The sequence below is a fragment of the Vulgatibacter sp. genome, from assembly GCF_041687135.1.
Taxonomy (GTDB): domain Bacteria; phylum Myxococcota; class Myxococcia; order Myxococcales; family Vulgatibacteraceae; genus JAWLCN01.
Genome location: NZ_JAWLCN010000002.1, coordinates 270,395 through 293,809, shown reverse-complemented (window position 1 = coordinate 293,809; position 23,415 = coordinate 270,395). Strand labels below are relative to the sequence as shown.

Below are 23,415 nucleotides of genomic sequence, written 5' to 3'. Positions count from 1 at the left end.
CGCATCGCAGCGGATCGCGAGGGCTCTCGCTTTTCGTGCGGAACTCGTCTCGCTCAGCCCGCGCTGCGGGTGGGCCGGGCCGGCGGGGTGGGGCGGGAGGCCTCGCCTACCTCGAGCCCGTATTTCTGCAGCTTGCGCTCGAGGGTCGGCCGGCTGATCTGCAGGATTTCGCAGGTGCGGCCCTTGTGCCCGCCGGTATGGGCGATCGCCGCGAGGATCGCGCGTCGCTCCGCCTCCGCCAGGGAGAGGAGCTGCTGCGGCGATTCTTCGCGGACCACCGAGCGGACCGGCGGCTCCGCTGGAATGGCGGGAAAGAGCTCGGGGACCAGGACCTCGCCGGGAGCGAGCACCACCGCGCGGGTGAGGGTGTTCTCGAGCTCGCGCACGTTGCCGTGCCAGGGCAGCGCCTGCAGGTGGCCCAGGAGCTCCGCCGGCACGCGGGTGACGCGCTTGCCGAGCCGGTCGCCGATCCTGCCGAGCAGGCGCTGCACCAGCACCGGGATGTCGGCAGGCCTTTCCCGGAGCGCGGGCAGCTCGAGGGTGACCACCTTGAGGCGCTGGTAGAGATCCTCGCGGAAACGCTCCGCCCGAACCTCCGCCGCGAGATCGCGGTTGGTGGCTGCGACGATGCGGGCGCGCAGGGGCAGGCGCTTCACCCCGCCGACCCGCTCGAACTCGCGCTCCTGGAGGACGCGGAGGAGCTTGGCCTGCAGGGGAAGGGACATCTCCGCGATCTCGTCGAGGAAGATGGTGCCGTCCTCCGCCAACTCGAATTTGCCGTATTTCGTCTGGGCCGCGCCGGTGAAGGCGCCCTTCTCGTGGCCGAAGAGCTCGCTCTCGAGGAGGGTGTCGACGATCGCCGAGCAGTTGATGCCGACGAAGGGGCGCGGCACGTCCGACGAATAGGTGTGGATCACCCGGGCGATGAGCTCCTTGCCCGTGCCGCTCTCCCCCTGGATCAGCACAGAGGCCCGCGAAGCGGCGATCTTCCCGATCTGCTTCACGATGCTCTTCATCTGCGGGCTCTCGGCGACGATGTCGTCGACCCGCTGCGGCGCCGCGGTGTCCACGGCGAGCACCGCCGCCCGGCGCGACTGCCGGCGGAGATCGAGGGCCCGCAGCACCACCAGCTCGACCTCGTCCTGGTCGAAGGGCTTCTGCAGGTAGTCGAAGGCGCCGAGCTTCATCGCGCGGATCGTGGTCTCCATGTCCGCGTGGGCGGTCATGATCACGATCGGCGCGTCGCCGGCGAGGACCTTGAGCTCGGGGAGGAGATCGACGCCGTCGCCATCGGGCAGGCGCATGTCGCAGAGAACGAAGGCGGGCTGGATCGCCGCGAGGCGCGCCCGGGCTTCCGCAGCGCTCCCCGCAGTCTCCACCTGGAAGCCGGGGCGATCGCCCTCGGACTCCTCGAGCTGCAGCTTGAGCATCTCGCAGAGCGAGGCGTTGTCGTCGATGACGAGGAGGCTGTCCATCAGTTGCGCGCCGCTCGCTGGGGGAGCACCAGGGTGAGGCGGCAGCCGCCCTCCACGCCTTCCGATTCCAGATGACCGCCGTGGGCCCTGGCGACGCCCTCGGCAACGGCGAGGCCCAGGGTCTTGCCCCCCTCGACCTCGACACCGCTGCTCGGCTGGACCGCGTCCGGCCCGGTGGCGGTGACCACCAGGGCCAATTCGCCCGGGCGGCGCTCGACGGATACCTCCACCCGGCCCCCGCTCGCAACCGCGCGAATTCCGTGGCGGATCATTTCTTCGAGGGCGAGGCGCACCCGCGCCGGATCGAGGAAGGCCGGTTCACCCTCCGCTTCTGGGGCGACCAGCTCGACCCGGGGGCCGCCGGGCTCCGGGCCCAGGGAGGTGAAGGCATCCGCCACCAGCCGCTCGGGCGAGGCGTCGATCGGCCTGCCCACCGGGGCCCTGCCCACCTCCTGCAGACCGCGGAGGACGCATTCGATCCGCCGCAGCTCCCGCTCCGCCACCACGAGGCGGCGGCGGCCACGCTCGCTGGCGACCTCGCCGTTGCGGGTGAGCGATTGCACCGCGAGCAGCACGGAGGCGAAGGCGTTGCGCATCTCGTGGCCGAGGGCGGAGACGAGGCGGGTGAGGTCGAGCTCGTCGCCGGTCTGGCGGCGGATGATCCCGACGGCGCCGCCGGGACAGGGGCCGGCCTCGAGGCGGACCAGGATGCCGCCGTGCAGCTTCACCGGGCGGGCGGTGCCGAAGTGGATGGCGTCGGCGAGGCTCTCCGGGCGCTCGAAGAACTCGCCGAGCGGGCGGCCCCGGAGCTCGTTCGCCGTCTTCCCGAAGACCGCCGGGCAGGCGCCGGCGGCGCCCCGGACGACCCATTCCTCGTCCCAGGCGAGGGTTGCCGCCTGGGTGAGGCCTGCGAGTGGACGCGCCGCCGCCACCGCCGCGACGGCAAGAGGGGAGGGCGCTGCCTTCCGCATCGCCACGTTGCCGAGCCGGTTCGCCAAAACACCTCCGAAGCCCTCGACTCTAGAGGATGCGGGAGGTTGCGTCGACGGATGAACGCCCTGCGGCACGGGAAGAAGGCGGGCAACCGGGCGATGGTCCCACCGATCGGTCAGCGCCTCCCGGCGTGTTCGGCGAAGTCGCGCAGGGTGCGCTCGCTGGCCGTCCGCCCCTTCTCCTTCGCCCCGGTGTCGCCCACCGAATTGCCGGCCAGGGCGTCGACCGCCGTTCCGAAGATCTTGCGGACGTTGTCGCCGTAGAGGGTGACGACGCCGATCGCGGCCACCGCCACCAGCGCCACGATCACGATGTACTCGGTGAGTCCCTGTCCCTTCTCGTCCCGCAGCAGCTTCCGCATCGCTTCCATGCTCCACCTCCGCGCGCCGTTCCCGGCGGCTCTCTCAGGTAGGTGGAGGATGGCCGGGCCGCTGCGCGAGCGACCATCGGTCAACGGGAGGATGCAAAAGATGCTAACCTCGGGAGCGGCAGCCCTCCCGCCGACCGCCGTGGTTGCAGCTGCAAGGGTGGCGGTTGTCGGAACGCAAAGAAAAACGGGCACTTGCCATCCGTCGGCAACTGGGTATCGTGCGCCGCATCGCACGCCCCAGCGGGCCCTTCGGGGGCTCGGAAGCGCAAGCGTGCGGCGGTGCCCGGCCGCTGATCCGCCGGGCGGTTGCGTTCCTCCCCCGTTGAAATCTCCGGAGAAGCCCATGAAGAAGATCCTCCTCGTCGTCGCAGTTGCCGCCCTCGCCCTCGTCGGTTGCCAGCAGGAGACCCCGGTCGAGGAGCCTGCCAGGCCTGCAGAGCCCGCGGCTCCTGCTGCGCCGGCTGCCCCGGCCCCCGCTCCCGCTCCCGCTGCAGCCCCCGAGGCTGGCGCCGGTGGCGCCGGCGGCGCAGCTGCCGGCGCTGCCCAGGGTGCTGGCGGTGCTGCAGCCAAGCCCGAGGGCACCACCGGTGGCGGCACCGCCCCCGAGGCAGCTGCCGCCCCCGCGGAGAAGGCCGCCGAGCCGACCACCGCGCAGAAGTAGGAACGTCGCCGGCAGCAGCCGGTGGAAGGGGCGGGGCGCCGGGCCGGAACGGCCGGCGCCCCTGCCGTTGGCGCCACGCCCCGGGGGGAGGTAGAATGGCCGTCATTCCGGCAGCTTGCGCGCGCCGCGTTTCGGGCCGCCCCTGCCGTCGCGCTTGACCCCCCGCACCTCGGTCTGTAGAAGAAATCCCTCAAATCTTGGGTCTTTGCTGCACGTCCGAGGTGGAGGCGTCGTTTTGAAGCGGGACAAGGACCACATCGCCCTGTCGGACGAGCACAACGCACGCGGCATCGAGCTGGCCGATCACGGCATGCTCGACGAGGCGATGCGCGAGTTCCGCAAGGCCATCGAGCTCGACCCCGAGTCGGCGCACGCCCACGACAACCTCGCGACCGTCCTCACCGAGAAGAAGCTCTTCCGGGAGGCGCTCGAGGAGTACCTCACCGCGATCCGCCTCGAGCCCGACGCGCCGACCGCCCACTACAACCTCGCCTGCTTCCTCGCCACCCATGGTGGCGAGATGGCGATCGAGGAGTACAAGGAGGCGATCGACCTCGATCCGGAGTACCCGGACGCCCACCTCAACCTCGGCCTCACCTACGCGGACATGGGGCAGGTGGAGGAGGCGATGCGGGCCTTCCACCGGGCGATCGATCTCAACACCCAGGACGCCTTCGCGCGCCACGAGCTGGCAGCGCTCCTCATGGACGAGGGCGACTACCGCACGGCGATCCAGCAGCTCAAGGAAGTGGTCCGCCTCGAGGCGGACAACTTCGAGGCGCATCTCGACCTCGGCATCTGCTTTGCGCAGAAGGGCTTCTACGCCGAGGCGGAGAAGGCCTACGCCAGGGCGCGGGAGCTGGCGCCGGACGACCTCCTCCTCCAGTACAACTCGGCGGCGCTCTACGCGCTCTGGGGAAGGGCGGAGGAGTCGCTGCGCTTCCTCGGGCAGGCGATGCGCCAGGATCCCGAAAAGGTCCGCGCCTGGCTCGCCGCCGATCCGATGTTCGACAGCCTGAAGGCGACGCCGGGCTACGAGTCGGTCGTCCAGGGCAGCTGAACCTTTCCACCACCGCCCGGTAGGCAGCGTCCCCCCGCGGACGCGGTGCCGCCGGGCGGTCGTGTGTCCGGCGCTCGAGCTCGATCGCTCCACGGGTTTTCCACAGGGCCGTCCACAAAACGCCCTTCCGGGGTGCGCTAGCAACCGATAGCGTGGCTGCGATCGCCCGACGTGTGACCGTCCCGGCTTGCGATCGCTCGTTCCCTTGGGTTAGATCCCGGCATGCGACGCGACAAGGCGTGACCATACGTGTCTGGTCATGACCGGTCGGCGCGCGCCCAGTCGAACGCGGGGAGACCGGATGCGCATCAAGCGCCTCGACATCTGCGGCTTCAAGAGCTTCATGGCCCGCACCGTCTTCCAATTCGACGACGGCGTGACGGGGATCGTGGGCCCGAACGGCTGCGGCAAGTCGAACGTCGTCGACTCGATCCGCTGGGTGATGGGCGAGCAGTCGGCCAAACACCTGCGCGGCCGGGCCATGGAAGACGTGATCTTCAACGGCTCGGAGAAACACGCGCCGCTGGGCATGGCCGAGGTCTCGATCACCTTCTGGAACGATCGCGGCGACGTCCCTGCGGCCTACAAGGATTTCAGCGAGATCACGGTCACCCGCCGCCTCTTCCGCAACGGCGAGAGCGAGTACCTGATCAACAAGGCGACGTGCCGCCTCCTCGACATCATCGAGCTCTTCCTCGGCACCGGCGTCGGTACCCGCGCCTATTCGATCATCGAGCAGGGGCGCATCGGCCTCATCGTCTCGGCCAAGCCCGAAGACCGGCGCTCGCTCATCGAAGAGGCAGCGGGCATCACCAAATACAAGGCGCGCCGCAAGGCAGCCGAGCGGAAGATGGAGCACACGGAGCAGAACCTGCTCCGGCTCTCGGACATCCTCGGCGAGCTCGGCAAGCGCCTCGAGGTGCTCAACCGCCAGGCGCGCAAGGCCGAGAAGTACAAGGCGGTCAAGGCGGAGATCCGCGAGATCGAGCTCCACCTCGCCTCGCTGCGCTGGCTCGAGCTCCAGGCGATGCGCAAGGTCGCCGTGGCCCAGGCCGGTGGCCTCAAGGACGAGCAGCGCAACCTCGCCTCGCGGGTGGAGGACCTCGAGGAGGCGATCGCCGAGGCCCGCGACAGCCTCGCTGCGGAGAGCGCCGATCTCGAGGCGCGGAGCGAGCGGGTGGCGGCGCTCTCGCAGGGCACCGCGCTCAACCAGACCAACCTCGATTTCTACCAGCGCGAGAAGGAGCAGGTCCTCGCGCGGCAGCGGGAGCTCGAGGAGGAGATCCGCCAGCTCGAGAAGCGCGCCGAGGCGCTGGGCCAGGAGGCCGAGGACGCGAAGCGCCTCGCCGAGGAGCTCCAGGGCAAGGGCGGCGCGGACACCGAGCGGGTGCAGGCGCTGCACGACGAGCTCGAGGCCGCCCGCAACGCGGAGCGCGAAGCGGTGCAGCGCCTCGAGGGCGAGCGCGGCCAGGCGATGGAGGTGCTCTCCCACGCTGCGGCGATGAAGGGCGACCTGCTCACCATCGACAGGCGACGGGGCGATCTCGTCGACCGGATCGCCCGGCTGCAGGGCGAGGCCGACGGCCTGGAGCACGAGGTCGAGAGCCTCGACAAGGCCCGCAACCAGCTGGCGGATCGAGCCGGTGCCACGCGGCAGCTCAAGCTCGAGCTCGACACGCGGCGGGGCGAGGAGGCGGAGCTCCACGAGCAGATCCGCGCGGAGCTGGTCCACGCGGAGGCAGAGCTGGTGGCGCTCCGCGAGGAGCTCGGCGACAAGCGCTCGCGCCTCCACTCGCTGGTGGAGATCCAGCGCTCCTACGAGGGATACGACCGCGGCGTCCGGGCGGTGATGACCCACGGCGTCGAGGAGGAGGGGCAGCGGCCCGAGGGCGTCGTCGGCCTCGTCAGCGATCTCCTCTCCAGCCCTGCCGAATACGAGCGGGCCGTCGAAGCGGTGCTGGGCGAGCGGCTCCAGTCGATCGTGGTCGAGAACCACGACAAGGCCGTCGAGCTGGCGCGCTTCCTCGCCGACACCCGCGAGGGAAGGAGCACCTTCCTCCCGCTGGGGCTCCGTGCGGGCAAGCCGCTCGCCACCCTCGAGCATCCGAGCGTCCTCGCCCGGGCGGTCGACGTGGTGGGCTTCGCCCCCGAGCACCAGGCGCTGGCCCATGCGCTTCTCGGCGACGTGCTCGTGGTCTCGAGCCTCGATGCGGCGCTGGAGATCTGGGCGAAGGCCACCGGCCACACCCTGGTCACCGAGGCGGGCGAGGTGATCGCGCCCACCGGCGGCGTCACCGGTGGCGAGGCGGACGGGGCAGGCGCGGGCCTGCTCCAGAAGCGCCGCGAGGTGGCCGAGCTCACCGAGGTGGTGCGCTCGCTCGAGACGCGGGTCGCGGTGGCAGCGGAGCGGCACAAGAAGCTCGCCCGCCGCGCGGACGAGCTCGACCAGTCGCTCAAGGCGCTCGAGAAGAACAAGCACGCCGAGGAGCTCAACCTCCTCCACGCCGAGAAGGATCTCGGGCGGATCACCGAGGAGCTGGCCCGGATCCGGGCCCGTGGCGAGCAGGTGCTCCGCGAGCGCGAGGAGATGCAGCACCAGCTCGGCCTCCTCGATGCGGAGGCGGAAGCGGCCCGGGGCGCAGCGGCGCAGGCGGAGGCCGAGCGGGCGCGGCGCGAGGAGCGGATCGCCCAGCTCCAGGCAGAAGTGGCGGCGGTGCGCGATCAGGTCCACCACCTCTCCGGCGAGCTCACCCGGCTGCAGATCGCCGCCGCGGCGGAGAAGGAGCGGCGCGAGGCGATCGATCGCACCCTGGCCCGCGTGGCCCGCGAGCGCACCGAGATGGAGGGGCGGCAGGAGCGAGCCCGGGCGCAGATTGCGGAGGGCGAGCAGCGCCTCGAGGAGCTCGCCGCCAAGGTGGACGAGGCGAGCCTCGGCATCCACTCGATGGGTGACGAGCTGGCGCAGGCGAAGGCGGAGTTGCAGCAGGCCCGCGAGGCCCACGCGGCGAAGGCCGCGGCGGTAGCCGAGCAGGAGCAGGCCCTCAAGGGCGAGCGCAAGCGCCTGGACGAGCTGGTCTCCACCTCCTCCCAGGCGGCGATGCAGGATCGCGAGCTCGCGATCGAGCTCAACCACCTGGTCGAGGCGATCCAGGAGCGGCACAACCTCGTGCTGGCCGAGCAGATCCACGATTTCCACGCCAGGCCGCAGCCGCCCGAGGGATCGGACGAGCGGCTGGTGCAGCTGCGCGAGCAGGCCGACCGCATGGGCGAGGTGAACCTCACCGCGGTGGAGGAGCACGCAGAGCTGCAGGAGCGCTACGAGTTCCTCTCGAAGCAGCAGGTGGATCTCGAGCAGAGCCTCACCAAGCTCCGGCAGGCGATCGCCAAGATCGACGCGACCTCACGCGAGCGCTTCGACGACACCTTCCGGATCATCAACGAGAAGTTCCAGCAGGTCTTCCCGCGGCTCTTCGCCGGCGGCAACGCGCACCTCGAGCTGGTCCGCGACGAGACGCGTCCCGGCGCCGAGCCCGGCGTCGAGATCTTCGCCCAGCCGCCTGGCAAGAAGATGCAGAACGTGAACCTGATGTCCGGCGGCGAGAAGGCGCTCACCGCCGTCTCGCTCATCTTCGCCATCTTCCTGATCAAGCCGACGCCCTTCTGCCTCCTCGACGAAGTCGATGCGCCGCTCGACGAAGCCAACGTCGGTCGCTACAACGACATGGTCAAGGAGATGAGCAAGACCTCGCAGTTCATCCTCATCACGCACAACAAGCGGACGATGGAGATCGCCGACACGCTCTACGGCGTGACCATGGAGGAGCCCGGCGTCTCCAAGACCGTGAGCGTGAAGCTCTCGCGCCGCGACGAAGAAGGCGGCGGTGGCGAGGACGAGGCGCAGGCCGAGGGCGCCGCCTGACGGCGTAGCGCCGCGCGGTATCGACGCCGGGCGCTGCCGGCCTGCGCCACCGCTTGGACTTCCGTACGCCACACGAGCTATAAGCGCCGCCTACCCCAAGAAGGAGAGCGGCTCGAGGCGTGTCTGGTACGTGCTTGTCGCCCTCGGAGTGCAGCATGCGCAAGGTCGTATTGCGGCACGTGCCTCGGCACCCTTGCCTGCGCCGACCTCGACTACCCCGAGGCGTGCTTCGAGGCCTGCACCCCGCCCAGCTTCGACCTCACCGTCGCGGGGACCGGCTTCACCGCCGGAAACGATGCGTGGCTCGTCCTCTTCGACGAGCGGGGCCAGTTCGTCGACTACGTGGTCTTCCAGGTCGGTGAGGGCGGATCCACCGACTTTTCGAAGACGCTCGAGGGCGCGCTCTTCGAGGGCGGCAACTTCTCCTTCCACTACTTCATCGACGCCGACACCAACGGCGTCTGCGCCGGGACCGACCACACCGGGATCCGGGAGATCACCGGCGTGACCGGCGACGTGACCATCACGCTCTCCGCCGGCGATCCGAGCGACGCCCGTGGCTGCCAGGCCTTCGCCGGACTGCCGCTGAACCTCCGCCTCACCGGTTCTGCCCCCGAGAGCTGGGTCGGCGCCGACCTCGCCTGGGTCCTCGAGGACGCAGAGGGCGTCGCCATCGCCGGCAACGTCGAGCCCGTCGAGGCCGTCACCCTCGATCTCCTCCTCGCCGGTATCCTCGAGCTCGACGCGAACTACGGCTTCTCCTACTTCGTCGACGTGAACGCCAACGGCATCTGCGACGACGGCGATCACGCAGCCAGCTTCGTGATCCCCGGGGTCACCGGCCACGTGACCGTCGATCGCGCGAACGAGACCGCCGACCTCGCCGCCTGCGGCGATTTCTGGTGGATGCCGGGCGGCCTGACCATCACCGGTGCGGGCTTCGAAAGCTACGAGGGCGAGATCGTCCTCCTCAGCGTCGTCGAGACCTTCCGCGAGGAGACGCGCGTCCTCGGCATCACCGAGGCGACCGTGACGGGCGGCGCCTTCGAGGTCCCCCTCGCGGATGCGATCATCGCCGGCGCGAGCTACCAGGTCGCCTGGCTGATCGATGGTGACGTGGACGGCGCCTGCGCCACCGCGCCCACAGACGTCGGCGGGATCGCGGACGTGGTCGACTACGTTGGGGCCGACGCCTCGGTTTTCCTCTCGCCTGCAGCGGAGCCCACCGATCCGATCTGCGCCTGGTTCCCGGGCATGGGCTTCGACGTGACCGCGAACGCCACCGGCCTCTCCGCCTTTGCGGGCATGTACTTCGAGGCCTTCCTCTACGACGTCGCCAGCGCGACGCTCACCGACGTCGAGTACGGCAGCATCGCCGGCGACGGCTTCTCGGTCACCTTCGCGAGCGCCGGCAGCCTCGGCAGCTCGGTCCAGGTCGCCTGGTTCATCGACGCCGACGATAGCCTCTGGTGCGACAACGGCGACCCCTCGGGCTTCTCCGAGGCGGTGGAAGTCGCCGGCGCGACGACCGTCGACCTCGGCCTGCACCAGGGCCACGACGCCGCGGCCTGCTCCGAGATGAACGCCTACTGGGGCATGTAAGCGCCGAGGCTCGACCGACAATCGCAGCCCGCGCCCCGGCAAACCGTGGCGCGGGCTTTTTCGTGCCCGCTCCCACGCGCCAGCCGTTGCCCGATTTCGAACGCCGCGTGTCCAAGGATTCGAGGCCGCCGGAGAGAGCGGCCGGTGCGAACGTGGCGGGCCGCTGGATGCGGCCCCCGGGAGAACGACGATGGCGACGACGATCGGGCCGCAGGCAGGACGGTGGATGGGCAGGGGTTGGGGCGTGGCAGCCGCGGTTGTGCTGGCGCTGGTGGCGGCAGGCTGCGGCGGCAGCGGGACGGACGACGAGGGCGGCAGCGCGGGAGCTGGTGGCACGGGAGGCGCCGGCGGCTCCGGCGGCACCGGAGGCACGGGCGGGGGCGAGGTCGACCTGGAGCAGCTCTGCCTCGGCACCTGCCAGCCCCTGGCGGCATGCGGCTTCCTGCCGACCGAGGCCGTGCAGGAGTGCGTCGACTACTGCGTCGCCAACACCCTCGATCAGGAGCAGCTGGTCGGCTGCGTCGCCTGCCTCGAGGCGGCGACCTGCGACGTCATCCTCGGCGGCTGCAGCGACGCCTGCTCCCCCGAGATGTACGACGCAACCGTGACCTTCGAGGGCGAGGGCACGGGCGTTGTCGGCGAGCTGGTGGTCTCGGCCATCGACGTGATCACCGGCAGCGTGTGGCAGCAGAGCTCGACCCTGGTGAAGGGCGGCGAGACGGCGCGGATCGAGCTGCAGCAGGTGCTCGCCGAAGGGCGGCCCTTCCGCCTCGACGCCTTCCTCGACACCGATCTGGACGGCAGCTGCGGCGATGCGGATCGCACCTGGCGGATCGACGTCGAAGCGCCGACCGGCGCAGCCGAGCTGGTCCTCGAACCCGACGCTGCAGCGGCGCCAGAGGCCTGCGCTTCCTTCGGCGACTGGGCCCGGGACGCGGTGGTGCTGGGTAGCGGCTTCGGCGACCACGAGGGCAGGGCGGTGGTCTTCGTGCTCCGCGCCGACTGGAACGGCAACGAGCTCGCCGCGCAGATGGAAGGCCTCGTCGCCGACGGCTCCTTCGCGGCCGTCTTCGACGGGCAGCTCTACAGCGACATGACCGATTACCGCATCGGCTGGTTCATCGACGTGGACGGCGACGGCCGCTGCAGCACGGCGGCCGACCTCGGCGGCAGCTCGAGCCTCGAGGCGCCCTTCACCGCCCACGAGCGGATCGAGCTGACCGCCGACGCAGCCGGCGCACCGGATTGCGGCCTCTTCTTCGGCGTGGGCCAGGACCTCACCGTGGTGGGCAGCGGTTTCGGCGGCTACGAGGGCGAGCGGATGGCCATCGTCCTCGTCGAGGCGGAGACCGGCGCGACGGCGTCCTTCGGCGACGCCGTGGTGGCGGACGGCGGATTCACCCTTCCGCTGGAGCGCAGCCTCGCCGAGGGCGTCGCCTACCGGCTCTCGCTCTGGGTGGACGTGGATGGTGACGGCACCTGCGGCGGCGGTGACGCGATGTGGTGGCACGACGTCTCGGCCTCGAGCAGCGCCGCCACCGCCGAGGTGAGCTACCGCGCGACCTTCGACGCAGACGCCTGCTCGGCACAGCCCCATGTTTCCGGCTTCTGATCCGGTCCGCGGGGCGCGCCGCGGCGGCGAGACCCACTTCGACCGGCCGCCGCGAACGTGACCGACCACGAGCCCCTGCCTTGCGCGGGGGCTCGTGGCGTTTCGGCGCCGGCTGGTTTCGCGGATGCTGCATGGCGGCTGCAGCTGGGCTGGGGTAGATCGGAGGGGCCACATGGAACCCTACCGGCCCCCCAGCTATCCGGCGGTACTGGGCGACCTCGCCTACGCGGCGGCGTTGGCGCTCTTCATCTATCTGCAGAAACTCGCCTTCCGCCTCCGCGCGGAGGAGGGGCAGGCCTGGTGGGCCTCCAACGGCCGCGACCTGGTCAACGGGCTCGCGGCGGTGACGGTCTCCGGCGCGGTCTGGCTGCAGGGGGTCGCGCCGTGGCTGGCGCTCTACTTCGGCTGCACGCTCACCCTGGCGCTCTCCGTGATCCACACGTTGGCGCAGCGCCGCTCCGACGAGCCGTGGAAGCCGGTGGTGGTGGCGGCGGCCCTGCTCGGCGCGCCGCTCGTCCTCGCGCCCCGGGTGGTCGCGGAGGTGATGGCCTCCCTCCTCTCCGCTGCCTTCTGAACGGGCCCCGAGCGGGCCCATTCGCCCATCCGGCGGGGCCTGCCGTAGAATGGCCCACCGGATCCTTCGCCAAAGGGAGAGCGATGCACGGGATCGTGTGGCTGGTGCTCGCCTCGCTCCTCGCCGCCTGCAGCGCCGGGACGGGCGCGCCGGTTGGCGACGGAGCTGCCGGTGCTGGCGGCACCGGGGGCGGCGGCGCCGTCGGTCCAGGCGGAATGGGCGGCAGCGGGCCTGGCGGCAGCGGTGGCGGTGGCGGTGAGGACGTGGCACGCCGCGCCGCCTGCGAACGGCTCTGCGACGGCTACCTGGCCTGCGGCTTCGTCGAGTCCGAAGCCGCCTGCACCCAGACCTGCATCGCCGACGAGCGCTGGCCCGCCGAGGTGATCGACACGTGCGCCGCCTGCCTCGAGCCGGTCGCCTGCGAGGAGGTGCTCTTCTCCTGCGAGGCCGAATGCTCGCTGCCGCGCCACGACCTCGTCCTCGAGGGCGCGGACCTCGACCGGTGGGAGGGCAGGGCGATCTGGGTGGTGGTGAGCGAGGACCGTCGCGGCCCGATCGACGGCGGCGGCTGGACCCTCGGCGAGCGGAGCGCGGTCGATTTCCGCCTCGAGCTGCGCGGGATGCTCCTCCAGGGCGAGCGCTACGTCGTGGACGTCTTCGTCGACGCCAGCGCCGACGGGCTCTGCAACCCCGACGCCGGCGACCCGGCCTGGCGCTTCGTCGTGGACGCCGTAGCATCGGACGTCACGCTCACCGTACGTCCCTCCGAACATCGCAATCCCATCGCCTGCGGCGCTTTCGACGGCATCCCCGCCGACCTGCAGGTGCGGGGCAGCGGCTTCGACGAAGCGGAGGGGCGCAGCGCCGTCGTCTCCGTGGTGGAGCACTACCGGGGTGCCGCCTACAGCGTGGGGATCGAGCCGCTTCCCATCGCCGGCGGGCGCTTCGAGGCGGCCTTCCCGCGCGCGCTCTGGCAGGGCTCGACCTACGACGTGGCGTGGTTCGTGGACGAAGACGGCGACGGTCGCTGCAGCCCCGCGGAGAGCGGTGGGCTCGCCAGCCTCGGCGAGTTCGCGGGCCACGTGACCGTCGAGCTCGAACCGGACGACGCCACCTTCGCCCGCTGCCAGCTCTTCCCGGGCTGGAACCACGATCTGACCTACGTCGCCGACCTGCCCGCGGCCTGGGAGGGCGAGAGCCTCCTCGCGGTGCTGGTCGACGGCACCGCGACCTGGCTGCTCGAATATGGCTGGTTCGACGTCGAGGGCGGCAGGGTCGAGGTTCGTTTCGAGGGGCTCCTCGCCGAAGGGGAGCGCTACCGACTGGTCCTCTTCCGGGACGCCGACCGCAGCTGGTCCTGCGAAGCGCCGCCCGACGGGATCTGGGCGGTGGAGCTGGGGCCGGTGGCGGGGGACGTGAACCACGCCGCCCCTGCCCCCGCGCCATCCGATCCGGCGCTCTGCGCCCTGCTGGGCGGCGGCTGAATGCGCAGCCACACGCTGGCCGCCCCGTAGGCGCTCAGGCCTGCAGCATCCGGTCGAGCTCGCCCGAGCGGTCGAGCTCGGAGAGATCGTCGAAGCCGCCGACATGGGTCTCGCCGACCCAGATCTGCGGCACGGTGCGCATGCCGCCGCTCCGCTTCACCAGATCCATCCGCATCTCGTCGTTGCCCGTCACGTCGATCTCCTCGTACGCGACGCCCTTGCGGCGCAGCAGGCTCTTGGCCCTGTCGCAATAGCCGCAGTAGGTGGTGGTGTAGACTTTCACCGGCTTCATCCGTCGCTTCTCCTCTGCTGCGGTCGATCGCGCCGCCTTGGCGATAAGGGTAGGGACCGGCGCCACGATGCTGCAGCGGACCGGCTCGCTCGCTCCCTCGGATGTGCAGGCGGCCGCCGGGTTGCGCTTTCCGGGCAGGAACGGCAGGGCCCCGTCCACCGGAGTGAACGGGGCCCTGCCAGATCGCTACCCGGAGGAGCGGATTACATCATGCCGGGCATGCCGCCGGGCATCCCGCCGCCGTGCATGTGGTCTTCCTTCTCCTTCGGCTTCTCCGCGACCATCGCCTCGGTGGTCAGCATGAGCGAAGCAACCGAAGCAGCGTTCTGCAGCGCGGTGCGGGTCACCTTGGTCGGGTCGATGACGCCTGCGGCGACGAGGTCCTCGTACTCACCGGTGGCGGCGTTGAAGCCCATCGCGCCGGTCGACTCCTTGACCTTGTTCACCACGACCGAGCCCTCGAGGCCGCCGTTGCCGGCGATCTGGCGGAGCGGCTCCTCGGCGGCGCGGCGCACGATGTCGATGCCGAACTTCTCCTCGCCGGCGACCTGGACGTTCGCGAGCACCTTGAGGGCGCGGACGAGAGCGACGCCGCCGCCGGGGACGATGCCCTCCTCGACCGCAGCGCGGGTGGCGTGGAGCGCGTCCTCGACGCGAGCCTTCTTCTCCTTCATCTCGGTCTCGGTCGAAGCACCGACGTTGATCACGGCGACGCCGCCGACCAGCTTGGCGAGGCGCTCCTGGAGCTTCTCGCGGTCGTAGTCGGAGGAGGTCTCCTCGATCTGCACGCGGATCTGCTTCACGCGGGCCTCGATCTTGGACTTCTCACCGGCGCCGTCGACGATGGTGGTGTTGTCCTTGTCGATCGAGACGCGCTTGGCGCGGCCGAGATCCTTGAGGGTCAGCGTGTCGAGCTTGATGCCGAGGTCCTCGGCGATCATGGTGCCGCCGGTGAGCGTGGCGATGTCCTCGAGCATGGCCTTGCGGCGGTCGCCGAAGCCCGGGGCCTTCACGGCGGCGACGTTCAGGGTGCCGCGGAGCTTGTTGACCACGAGGGTCGCGAGCGCCTCGCCCTCGACCTCCTCGGCGATGATGAGGAGGGGCTTGCCGGCGCGGGCGATCTGCTCGAGCACCGGGAGCAGGTCCTTCATCGACGAGATCTTCTTCTCGTGGATGAGGATGAAGGGATCGTCGAGGACGACCTCCATGCGCTCCGGATCGGTGACGAAGTAGGGCGAGAGGTAGCCGCGATCGAACTGCATGCCCTCGACGACGTCGAGGTTGGTCTCGAGGCCCTTCGCCTCCTCGACCGTGATCACGCCTTCCTTGCCGACCTTCTCCATCGCCTCGGCGATGATCTTGCCGATGGTGGTGTCGCCGTTGGCGGAGATGGTGCCGACCTGCGCGATCTCCTTCTGGCTGTTGGTCGGCTTCGACATGTTGCGGAGCTCGGCCACGATGGCCTCGACCGCCTTGTCGATGCCGCGCTTGATCGCCATCGGGTTGTGGCCCGCGGCGACGAGCTTGGAGCCCTCGCGGTAGATCGCCTGGGCGAGAACGGTGGCGGTGGTGGTGCCGTCGCCGGCGACGTCGGAGGTCTTCGAGGCGACCTCCTTCACCATCTGGGCGCCCATGTTCTCGAACTTGTTCTCGAGCTCGATCTCCTTGGCGACGGTGACGCCGTCCTTGGTGATCGTCGGGGAGCCGAACGACTTCTCGATCACCACGTTGCGGCCCTTGGGCCCCAGGGTGACCTTCACTGCGTCGGCGAGGGTGTTGACGCCGCGGAGGATCGCCTCACGGGCGCGCACGTCGAAAATGATTTCCTTGGCCATGTTCTGAAAACCTCGGTGGGCGGCCGCGCGAAACGGCGGCCACCTGTTGGAATCTCTGGGAGTTACTTCTCGATGACGCCGAGGACGTCGTCCTCGCGCAGCATCAGGAACTCCTCGCCCTCGATCTTGATCTCGGTGCCCGCGTACTTGCTGAAGAGGACGCGATCGCCGGCCTTCACGTCGAGGGGACGGACCTTGCCGTCCTCGAGGACCTTGCCGTTGCCCACGGCGATGACCTCGGCCTCGAGGGGCTTCTCCTTGGCGGTCTCGGGGATGATGATCCCGCCCTTGGTCTTCTCCTCTTCCTTGAGGCGCTTGACGATGAGGCGGTCCTGCAGCGGCCGAATCTTCATGAGAGTTTCCTCCTGCTTCGTGATTGCTGCCCGGCGAGATCTGCGCTTGGCACTCTCGCCGGGCGAGTGCCAATTCGTGGCGCAGATATAACGCAGGTCTTTTTGGCGTCAAGGGCACCTCGGGCAAGGTTTTGCGAAGGACGTATCCCCCGGAAAATCGGTCGATTTCGCTTGCCACGCTGGCACTCGCGCCCGGCGAGCGCCAGCGAGCGGAAAGGCCGCGAAACTGGCACTCGCGGCGCGGGAGTGCCAGCGCAAGTGCCCGGAAGGACAGGGGGTTTGGTTGTCCGGCGGTGCGGCCGGTTGCTACCTTTTTCGGAGGCGGGCCGCAGCCAAAGCCCGTCCAGGAGGTGGCGACGACATGGCCGACCAGGCGGAGATCCTGACCGGGACGAGCATCCGGGAGTATTTCAAGGAGCTCCTCGGCGAAGCCCGGGAGCGCCAGCGTGTCCAGGTGGACGATTTGACCGAGTTCTACCTGGTCAACCTTCTCTCCGAGTTCGCGGACCCGAAGCGGCTCTTCGTGCGGGAGGAGGACGGCTCCCTGCAGCAGGAACCGCTGGCGCTCGTCCTCGCCAGGGCCCTCGAGGCGCAGCGGGAGGAGCGGGCCGCGGCCCTGCGGAAGATCGGCGACACCAGCCTCTGGGTCACCGGCTTCTTTTCCGACAGCCTCGAGCCGCGGCTCGTGGACGCGCGCTACTACATGTCCATGGGGCACCTGGCCTACTCGAGCCTGGCGCGGCTCCTCGACCCGCAGCCGAATGCGGGCCTCTACGAGGAGCTGGCCGAGAAGTTCGGAGCGATCGTCGACCTGCTCAACGACGTCTCGGAGCGGGTGGCGATGACCAGCCAGCAGGGCGTGCTCCGGCTTTACGAGCGCTTCCTCAAGACCGGCTCGGCGCGGACCGCGCGGCTCCTCGCGCAAGAGGGGGTGATCCCGCCGCTGGGGAGGCAACTCCGGGAGGTGCAGTGACGGCCCCGGGCGATACGGCGGTGCGCGCCCTCGGCTGGCTCCAGCACGAGCTCCAGCACGTGCAGGCGGTGGAGACCGGGCACCGGGTGGAGGACTTCGTAGTCTCCCGCTCCGGCCTCGAGCAGATGGGCCTCAAGGCGCCGAAGGCGGAGGAGGAGGTCCTCGTCGTCGAGGAGCGGGGCGAGCTCTCGGTGGCGGTCTACCTCGCGCCCCGGGTCCTCGAGGCGCTGCGCACCGCCGGCCGGAACCTCGGCGCCCTCTTCACGAAGCACTTCCCCACGCTCTGCCTCGCGATCGAGGGCGTCTCGCATTTCGTCTACCTGACGAGCAGGGCGGAGGTGTTGCGGCCGGTCTCCCTCCTCGAGCTGGAGGTGCAGGCGGAGATCGACAAATTCGCACTGGCGGCGCTCTTCCTCTGGCGCCGGGGCCAGCGCCACGAGGTGCCCGCGCTCCTCGACCGGCTCTTCGGCGACGTGAGCTACCTGCCGCACCTGGGTCCCGAGGAGCTGGAGCGCTACCGCACCGCGAACCGCCTCGCCCGCGGCTATTGCCGGGAGCTCTTGCGCTACGTGGAGCAGGGGCGGGTGGAGCCGCTGCTGGCGGAGCTGCGTCGCAGCTACCGTCTCGGCGCCGGCGAGAAATACAGCCGCCTCAACCGGGCGCTCCACTGACCTCGCGACCGCCGGGCCCCGTCGCCCGGCGGTCGCTCCACCTCCACTGCCGCTGCTACACTCCCCGCAGGCGAGGGAGGTCGTTCGTGGAGAGGCGTGTGCTGGAGATGAACGCGAGCGCGACCGCGACGAAGCGGGTCGAGGAGGCGGACCTGGCCAGCGCCCTGGCGTCGGAGCCGGGGGACCTCTTCCTGGCGGTGCTCTCGACGCCGACGATGATCGGCCTGATGGAGCTCGCCGCTGCCCGGGTGCTGCAGCAGGTGCTCGAGCCGGGGGAGAGCTCGGTGGGCGCCGGCCTGCAGGTGCAGCACACCGCGCCGACGCTCCCCGGCCGCGAGATCACCGCCCACGCCCGCTTCACCGGGATGGACGGCAAGCTCTACACCTTCGAGATCCGGGCGGAGGACGACGTCGGCGAGATCGGCAGCGGCTTCCACCGGCGCGCCATCGTCGACGTCGAGCGCTTCATGGCGAGCACCAGGCGCAGGTCGCAGTAGCGCGTCACGGTCGTACGCGCGCGGCAACCCGCGATGCCCGCGCCCTCTCGAAGCTGGCGGGATCCGCGTGAACCTGCATCCGATCGCCGGTCCGCGAGAGCTCGTGCACGGTGCCGACGGTGAGCTGCAGGTAGCGGTGGCGCACCAGCGAGTGGACCGCGTCCAGCCGCTGCCGCTGCGCAGTCAGCCAGGCGGTCCACAGCTCGCGGGCGGGCGGGTGCACCTCGGTGGCGGCGCTGGCGTCGATGAAGAGGGCGTAGCGGCCGGCGCCCGCCATCTCCTCGACTGCATCGAAGACGAGGCAGGGCAGCTCGCCGGCATCGGCGCCGGCGACGCGCACGCCGAGGACGCCGGGCGCGAGGCGCTCGATCCGGAAGGAGGCGCCGGCGCCGGCGATCTCCACGGCGCCAGCGGCGCGCTCGAGCGAGAGGGGCAACGCCTTCGCCTCCAGCTGCAGGGCCGGCTGCCGGCCCCCGATCGCCTCCGAGAACGCGGCGGGGTCGTTGCTGGAATCGATCCAGCCCTCCGCGCCGGCGAGGTGCCGCGCGATCGCCACCACCAGCTTCGTCCACGGCTCTGCCGTGAGGAGCGTCACGCGCTCGAGGAGCGACCGCCTCTCCCGGAAGAACGCCGTCCAGCTCTCCTGCACCAGCGGCGCGGCACCACGGGCCTCCCGCAGATCGACGAAGAGGCGGAGCGGCCGCGCGAAGCGGCGCGCCTCCGCTCCGAGCCGCTCGAAGATCCAGTCCCCCGCAGCCCCGCGATCGTCGCCATGGACGGAGACGAGCAGGGCGCCGGGACGAAGCCGGGTGACGACGTAGGTGCAGCCACCGACGGAGCAGCGTTCCGCACCACCGGGCAAGAGTTCGAACGGGACCAAAGCCACCTCCTCCCACCCCACTAAGCAGGGGCGCCCCTCCTGCCAAGCCCGGCGCACGGGCTCCCGTCCGCTGCAGGACGCAGGAACGACGAGAGGCGCCATCCCGTGCGGGAAGGGCGCCTCTCGAATCCCGGCAGAAGCGGGAGCGACTACGGGCGGCCGGTGGCCGACGGCGCGGGGATCGCGCGGAGGATCGTGGGACCGACCTCCTCGTCGAACTTGCCGAGCAGCGCGTCCCGGACCTCGCGGTCGAACTTCACCTTGCCGGTGGCCACCTCGCGGAGCGAGAGCACCGCGGGCTTGTTCTTGCCCTGCTCGAGGAGCGGCCTGGCGCCGGCCATGAGCTGGCGCGTCCGCTTGGTCGCCAGGATCACCAGCGCAAAGCGGTTTTCCACCAGGGGCAGACAATCTTCGATGGTAACGCGAGCCATTCCATCTCCTCCGAATCGGTGGGATCTACGCAAGAGCCCAGCGCCCGTCAATGCTTCATTGGGCTTTCGCCGTTTCCGGCGCCGCTTCCTCCAGCTCGGCGGAGGAGGCAGGCAGGCTCGAGAGCCGGGGCCCCTTCACCTTCGCGATCCGCTCCTGGCCCGAGGCCCGAACCCAGAGGAAGGCGCCTTCCTCCCTGCCAACATGGAGGGAGGCGAGCTCCTTCCCCTGCTCGTCGAGCAGCGTGACCTGCCGGCGGGGCTTCTCCAGGCCCCGCTCCGCCGCCTCGCTGCCGGGGACGAAGGCCTCGGCCCGCAGGCCCCAGAGCGACGAGACGATCGAGCTCATCTTCCAGCCCCTCGCCTTCGCCTCCTTCGGCGCCACGAGGAACCAATCCTCGCCACGCCTCTCCACCTCGGCCGCGCCGCCCTCGCCTTCGAGGCGGACCCGCCGCACCCGCTCCGTCTCGAAGGCGAGGACGCGCTTGTCGCGGAGCTCCTCCACCGTCTTGCCCACCCGGTCGAGAATGGACGCAGCCACCTCGGCGACGGGGCCCGCGCCGGCGCGAGCGTAGACCTTGCCCTCGACGCGGCCGAAGGCGACCACGACCGGGGGCTCGCTTCCCCGCTGGAGCCGCACCGTGAGCGCCGGCGTCTCGAGGCCCCAGGGTCCCAGTGCCTCGGGCTTTTCCGCGGCGAAGGCGGTGGCCCGGAGATCCTGCAGCGCCCGCAGGATCCCCTCGGTCGTCTCGCGGTCCGCCGCCTCCTGCACCGGCGCCAGGAGGCGCCAGCCTTCGTCGCTGCGGGCGAGGACGAAGTCCCGCTCACCCTCCGCCCGGATCTCGTCCACCGCCTCCGTCCCGAAGCGGGCGAGCCGCTTCTCCCGCAGATCGAAGGCGACCTTCTCGAGCGCGCCCCGCAGCGTGGCGGCGGTGGTGGCGATCCTGCCGGCGGCGTCGCGCACGAAGAGCGATCCGTCGAAGGTGTTGGTTGCGCCCAGGGCCACCTCCGCCTTCGCCTCGCCAGCGCCGAACGCCCTCACCACCACCGCTGGATCGGCGAGGCCGAAGCGCGCCGGATCGGTGCCGTCCACCGTCTTCGACCGGCGCGCCGCGGCGAGCTGGCGGAGCAGCGACTCCACCGCGTCGCCATCCGCCGCTGCGTCGACCGGCTGCACGAGGCGCCACGAGCCGTCGCGCTTCTCGAGCACGGTGGTCTCGCCCTTCGCCCGGAGTTCGAGCCTGCGGATCTGCGCCTCCTCGAAGCCGAGCAGCTTCTCGTCCGCCTCCTTGCGCGCGGCCTCCGCCTGCCCGGCCTCGAAGACGCCGAAAAAGGCGAAGGCGCCGGCGCCTGCTGCGACCGCGACCGCAGCCGCCATCGTGGCGAGCATCCTCGTCTTCTGCGTCATGGCTACTTCGACCTCCGCACCAGCCAGACCGAGAGCCCCGCTCCGAGGATCAGCATCGGCAACACGTTGAGGGAGAAGAGGTTCAAGAAGCGGGCGTCGGCCTCGGTGAGCACCAGCCGCGATGCTTCGCGGCTCTTCGGGCGGATGGTGATCCGCGCCTCCCGGGAGGCGAGCCAGTTGACGGCGTTGAGGAAGAAGTCGCTGTTGCCGCCGCCGCCCTCGTATTGGTTGGAGGCGAAGTCCACGTCGCCGACAGCGAAGATCCTGGCCTCCGTCTCGCCGGCGGGCCTCGACACCGCAGCAGCGAGGCCTAGCTGCCCGCGCTTCTCCCCCTCGTCGTAGCGGGCCTGGGGATCGTCGAGGTTGCTCTCGGCCCAGGCGGAGGGATTGGAGAGCGCGATCACCGTGGGGCGGGGCGCGGCATCGCCGCTGGCTGCGATCGAGCGGGCGGTGGGGAAGAGGGTCGCCAGGGCAAACTCGCGGATCACCTCGTGGTCGGCGTAGGTCTGCACCACCGGGATCGCGGCGCCGCCGCCCATCAGCCGGGAGAGGGGATCCACCACCAGCCCCTGGTCGAAGACGAAGCCGTGGTCGCCGAGGAGCTTCTCGAGGGCCGGATCGGAGAAGCCTGGCTCCAGCGCAACGAGGAGCCGGCCGCCCGTCTCCAGGTAGCGGCGCAGCGACTCCACCTCGGGCTCGAAGAAGCGCTTCTCCGGGCCGAGGATCAGCACCGCCGCCGCATCCTCCGGCACCTCGCCGGTGGTGAGCTGCAGCTTCTCGATCCGCAGCCCCTCGTCGGCGAGCGCGGAGGCGACCCGCCCGTAGCCCCGCTGCCCCTGGTCGGCGGTATCGCGCTCGCCGTGCCCGGTGGTGACGTAGAGCTTCTTCTCGCCCCGGCGCAGCACCTTGACGAGCGCGTTGGTGAAGGACCCCTCGCTGATCTCGCCGGCGCGGGCTTCGTTCCCGCCGCTGGCGAAGATCACCCGCGGCCCGCCCTCGCGGATCCCCTTCTCCTGCACGCGCTCCGGCGACGCATAGGGATCGACGTAGTCCACCACCAGCTTGCTGCTCTTCGCCTGGTAGCGATCGAGCAGCTCCTTCACCTCGGCGTGGGCGGGATCCGCTGGGCCGAAGAAGGCGGTGACCTGCACCTCCTCGCGCAGGCCCTCCAGGGTCCTTACCGTGTCCTCCGCCAGGGTGAAGATGCCGCCCCTGGTGAGATCCCAGCGGACCTCCTTCTTCACCGCCACGTAGTTGGCTGCGACCACCGCGCCCACGAGCAGGAGCGCGGTCACGGAGGTGGTGGCGTAGTAGAAGGTGGCCCTGCCGGCGAAGGTGCGTCCGAAGGCGCCCTTGTTGGTGGCGAAGTAGAAGGCGAGGCCCGCGAGGCCGAGGGCCCCCTGCACCGAGGCTGCGCCGCCGCCGACGAGGATCGTGCTCGCCAGCGCCGAGACGAGCAGGGCGATACCGAAACCGAGTGCCAATCGAGAGAGGAAACGCAGATTCTTCATGTTCGATCTCCCCGCGGCTTCAGGCCCAGCGGCGCGCCTCGACGGCGCGGTGGGTGAGGTAGAGGCCGATCACGGCGAGGGACAGGAAGTAGACGAGGTCCTCCACGGCGACGACCCCGCGGGCGAAGGAGACGAGGTGCTGCACCGAGGAGAGGTGCGCGATCATCTCCTGCCACACGCCTTCCGCCTCCGCCGCCTTCCAGCCCACCACCCAGGTGAGCAGGAGGACGAGGAAGGTGATCAGGGCCGCAACCACCTGCGACTCGGTGAGGGCCGAGACGAAGAGGCCGACGGCGACGAAGCCGGCGCCGCAGAGGAAGAGCCCTGCGAGCGCCGCCCCCACCGTCTGCCATTCCACCGCGCTGCCGCCGCCGCTGCCCGTGCCCCAACTGGCGAGGAGCGCCGGGAAGACGGCGGTGATCGCCACCACGACGAGGAGCACGCAGAGCGCCGCGAGGTATTTGCCGAGGACGATCTCGCCGGAGCGGATCGGCGCGGTCATCAGCAGCTCCATCGTCTTCTGGCGCCGCTCCTCGGCGAGGAGCCGCATGGTGAGGAAGGGCACCACGAAGATGAGGATCACGCCCATGTTGAGGACGAGGGGGGAGGCCACCATGTCGGTGAGGTTCATCCGCTCCAGCATCTGCGGCGCCTGGAACTGCATGAACTGCATCGAGCGCCGCTGGTACTCGGCGGTGAGGGAGAGGAAGAAGAAGGCGCCGATGAAGGACGTCGCGAAGAAGACGACGTAGGCGATCGGCGTGGTGAAGTAGATGTGGAGCTCCTTGCGAGCGATCGCGATCGTGCTGCGCATCGT

Annotated in this window: 21 protein-coding genes; 10 read left to right on the top strand and 11 right to left on the bottom strand. The window is 70.5% G+C overall.

What is annotated here, in order from left to right; translation table 11 throughout:
* Window positions 1-53: 53 nt before the first annotated feature.
* The 3 genes from ACESMR_RS05140 to ACESMR_RS05130 all read right to left on the bottom strand — a co-directional run bounded on the left by ACESMR_RS05140 (window position 54) and on the right by ACESMR_RS05130 (window position 2,838).
* On the bottom strand, window positions 54-1,475 hold the full coding sequence (locus ACESMR_RS05140) for a sigma-54-dependent transcriptional regulator (RefSeq protein WP_373045636.1): 1,422 nt from the start codon (window positions 1,473-1,475) through the stop codon (window positions 54-56).
* Window positions 1,475-2,473, bottom strand: a complete 999-nt coding sequence (locus tag ACESMR_RS05135) for a sensor histidine kinase (RefSeq protein ID WP_373045634.1) — start codon at window positions 2,471-2,473, stop codon at window positions 1,475-1,477. Before ACESMR_RS05135 ends, ACESMR_RS05140 begins: the two co-directional genes overlap by 1 nt.
* Window positions 2,474-2,583: 110 nt before the next feature.
* Window positions 2,584-2,838 (bottom strand): hypothetical protein, encoded by a 255-nt coding sequence (locus tag ACESMR_RS05130; RefSeq protein ID WP_373045632.1) that lies wholly within the window; start codon window positions 2,836-2,838, stop codon window positions 2,584-2,586.
* A gap of 343 nt (window positions 2,839-3,181) precedes the next feature.
* Here ACESMR_RS05130 and ACESMR_RS05125 point away from each other — a divergent pair, with 343 nt between their 5' ends.
* The 7 genes from ACESMR_RS05125 to ACESMR_RS05095 all read left to right on the top strand — a co-directional run bounded on the left by ACESMR_RS05125 (window position 3,182) and on the right by ACESMR_RS05095 (window position 13,750).
* On the top strand, window positions 3,182-3,499 hold the full coding sequence (locus ACESMR_RS05125) for a hypothetical protein (protein WP_373045630.1): 318 nt from the start codon (window positions 3,182-3,184) through the stop codon (window positions 3,497-3,499).
* A gap of 235 nt (window positions 3,500-3,734) precedes the next feature.
* Window positions 3,735-4,559 (top strand): tetratricopeptide repeat protein, encoded by an 825-nt coding sequence (locus ACESMR_RS05120; RefSeq protein WP_373045628.1) that lies wholly within the window; start codon window positions 3,735-3,737, stop codon window positions 4,557-4,559.
* Window positions 4,560-4,860: 301 nt separating this feature from the next.
* Window positions 4,861-8,478: a chromosome segregation protein SMC gene (gene smc / locus ACESMR_RS05115; protein ID WP_373045626.1), complete on the top strand. Its 3,618-nt coding sequence runs from the start codon at window positions 4,861-4,863 to the stop codon at window positions 8,476-8,478.
* A 342-nt stretch (window positions 8,479-8,820) separates the two neighbouring features.
* The gene (locus ACESMR_RS05110) at window positions 8,821-10,080 is read left to right on the top strand and encodes a hypothetical protein (RefSeq protein WP_373045625.1); all 1,260 of its coding nucleotides are present in this window, start codon (window positions 8,821-8,823) and stop codon (window positions 10,078-10,080) included.
* Between the two features lie 190 nt (window positions 10,081-10,270).
* Window positions 10,271-11,692: a hypothetical protein gene (locus ACESMR_RS05105; protein ID WP_373045623.1), complete on the top strand. Its 1,422-nt coding sequence runs from the start codon at window positions 10,271-10,273 to the stop codon at window positions 11,690-11,692.
* Between the two features lie 172 nt (window positions 11,693-11,864).
* Entirely contained in the window at window positions 11,865-12,266 is a 402-nt protein-coding gene (locus ACESMR_RS05100; RefSeq protein ID WP_373045621.1) for a hypothetical protein, read from the top strand.
* 83 nt (window positions 12,267-12,349) lie between these two features.
* The gene (locus ACESMR_RS05095; protein ID WP_373045619.1) at window positions 12,350-13,750 is read left to right on the top strand and encodes a hypothetical protein; all 1,401 of its coding nucleotides are present in this window, start codon (window positions 12,350-12,352) and stop codon (window positions 13,748-13,750) included.
* Window positions 13,751-13,784: 34 nt separating this feature from the next.
* Here the strand turns inward: ACESMR_RS05095 and grxC are convergent, their stop codons facing one another.
* From grxC to groES, 3 genes are all read right to left on the bottom strand, one after another.
* On the bottom strand, window positions 13,785-14,042 hold the full coding sequence (grxC, locus tag ACESMR_RS05090) for a glutaredoxin 3 (protein ID WP_373045617.1): 258 nt from the start codon (window positions 14,040-14,042) through the stop codon (window positions 13,785-13,787).
* Window positions 14,043-14,245: 203 nt separating this feature from the next.
* A complete protein-coding gene (gene groL, locus ACESMR_RS05085) occupies window positions 14,246-15,877 on the bottom strand; it encodes a chaperonin GroEL (RefSeq protein WP_373045615.1) in 1,632 nt (543 codons plus the stop codon).
* Window positions 15,878-15,939: 62 nt separating this feature from the next.
* Window positions 15,940-16,230 (bottom strand): co-chaperone GroES, encoded by a 291-nt coding sequence (groES, locus tag ACESMR_RS05080; protein WP_373045614.1) that lies wholly within the window; start codon window positions 16,228-16,230, stop codon window positions 15,940-15,942.
* Window positions 16,231-16,591: 361 nt separating this feature from the next.
* Here groES and ACESMR_RS05075 point away from each other — a divergent pair, with 361 nt between their 5' ends.
* The 3 genes from ACESMR_RS05075 (at window position 16,592) to ACESMR_RS05065 (ending at window position 18,371) form a co-directional block, all read left to right on the top strand.
* Window positions 16,592-17,203: a hypothetical protein gene (locus ACESMR_RS05075; protein ID WP_373045611.1), complete on the top strand. Its 612-nt coding sequence runs from the start codon at window positions 16,592-16,594 to the stop codon at window positions 17,201-17,203.
* The gene (locus ACESMR_RS05070; protein ID WP_373045609.1) at window positions 17,200-17,874 is read left to right on the top strand and encodes a hypothetical protein; all 675 of its coding nucleotides are present in this window, start codon (window positions 17,200-17,202) and stop codon (window positions 17,872-17,874) included. The genes ACESMR_RS05075 and ACESMR_RS05070 overlap by 4 nt, the downstream gene beginning before the upstream one ends.
* 86 nt (window positions 17,875-17,960) lie before the next feature.
* Complete coding sequence (locus ACESMR_RS05065) at window positions 17,961-18,371, top strand: thioesterase family protein (RefSeq protein ID WP_373045608.1); 411 nt, start codon at window positions 17,961-17,963, stop codon at window positions 18,369-18,371.
* Window positions 18,372-18,375: 4 nt separating this feature from the next.
* Here ACESMR_RS05065 and ACESMR_RS05060 read toward each other — a convergent pair whose 3' ends face one another.
* The 5 genes from ACESMR_RS05060 to ACESMR_RS05040 form a co-directional block, all read right to left on the bottom strand.
* Entirely contained in the window at window positions 18,376-19,251 is an 876-nt protein-coding gene (locus ACESMR_RS05060) for a hypothetical protein (RefSeq protein ID WP_373045606.1), read from the bottom strand.
* Between the two features lie 149 nt (window positions 19,252-19,400).
* Entirely contained in the window at window positions 19,401-19,682 is a 282-nt protein-coding gene (gene rpoZ / locus ACESMR_RS05055) for a DNA-directed RNA polymerase subunit omega (protein ID WP_373045605.1), read from the bottom strand.
* Window positions 19,683-19,737: 55 nt separating this feature from the next.
* Window positions 19,738-21,087, bottom strand: coding sequence for a DUF4340 domain-containing protein (locus ACESMR_RS05050; RefSeq protein ID WP_373045603.1), 1,350 nt, complete (start codon window positions 21,085-21,087; stop codon window positions 19,738-19,740).
* Window positions 21,088-21,089: 2 nt separating this feature from the next.
* On the bottom strand, window positions 21,090-22,598 hold the full coding sequence (locus ACESMR_RS05045) for a GldG family protein (protein ID WP_373045602.1): 1,509 nt from the start codon (window positions 22,596-22,598) through the stop codon (window positions 21,090-21,092).
* Window positions 22,599-22,617: 19 nt separating this feature from the next.
* Window positions 22,618-23,412: an ABC transporter permease subunit gene (locus ACESMR_RS05040; RefSeq protein WP_373045600.1), complete on the bottom strand. Its 795-nt coding sequence runs from the start codon at window positions 23,410-23,412 to the stop codon at window positions 22,618-22,620.
* Window positions 23,413-23,415 lie beyond the last annotated feature (3 nt).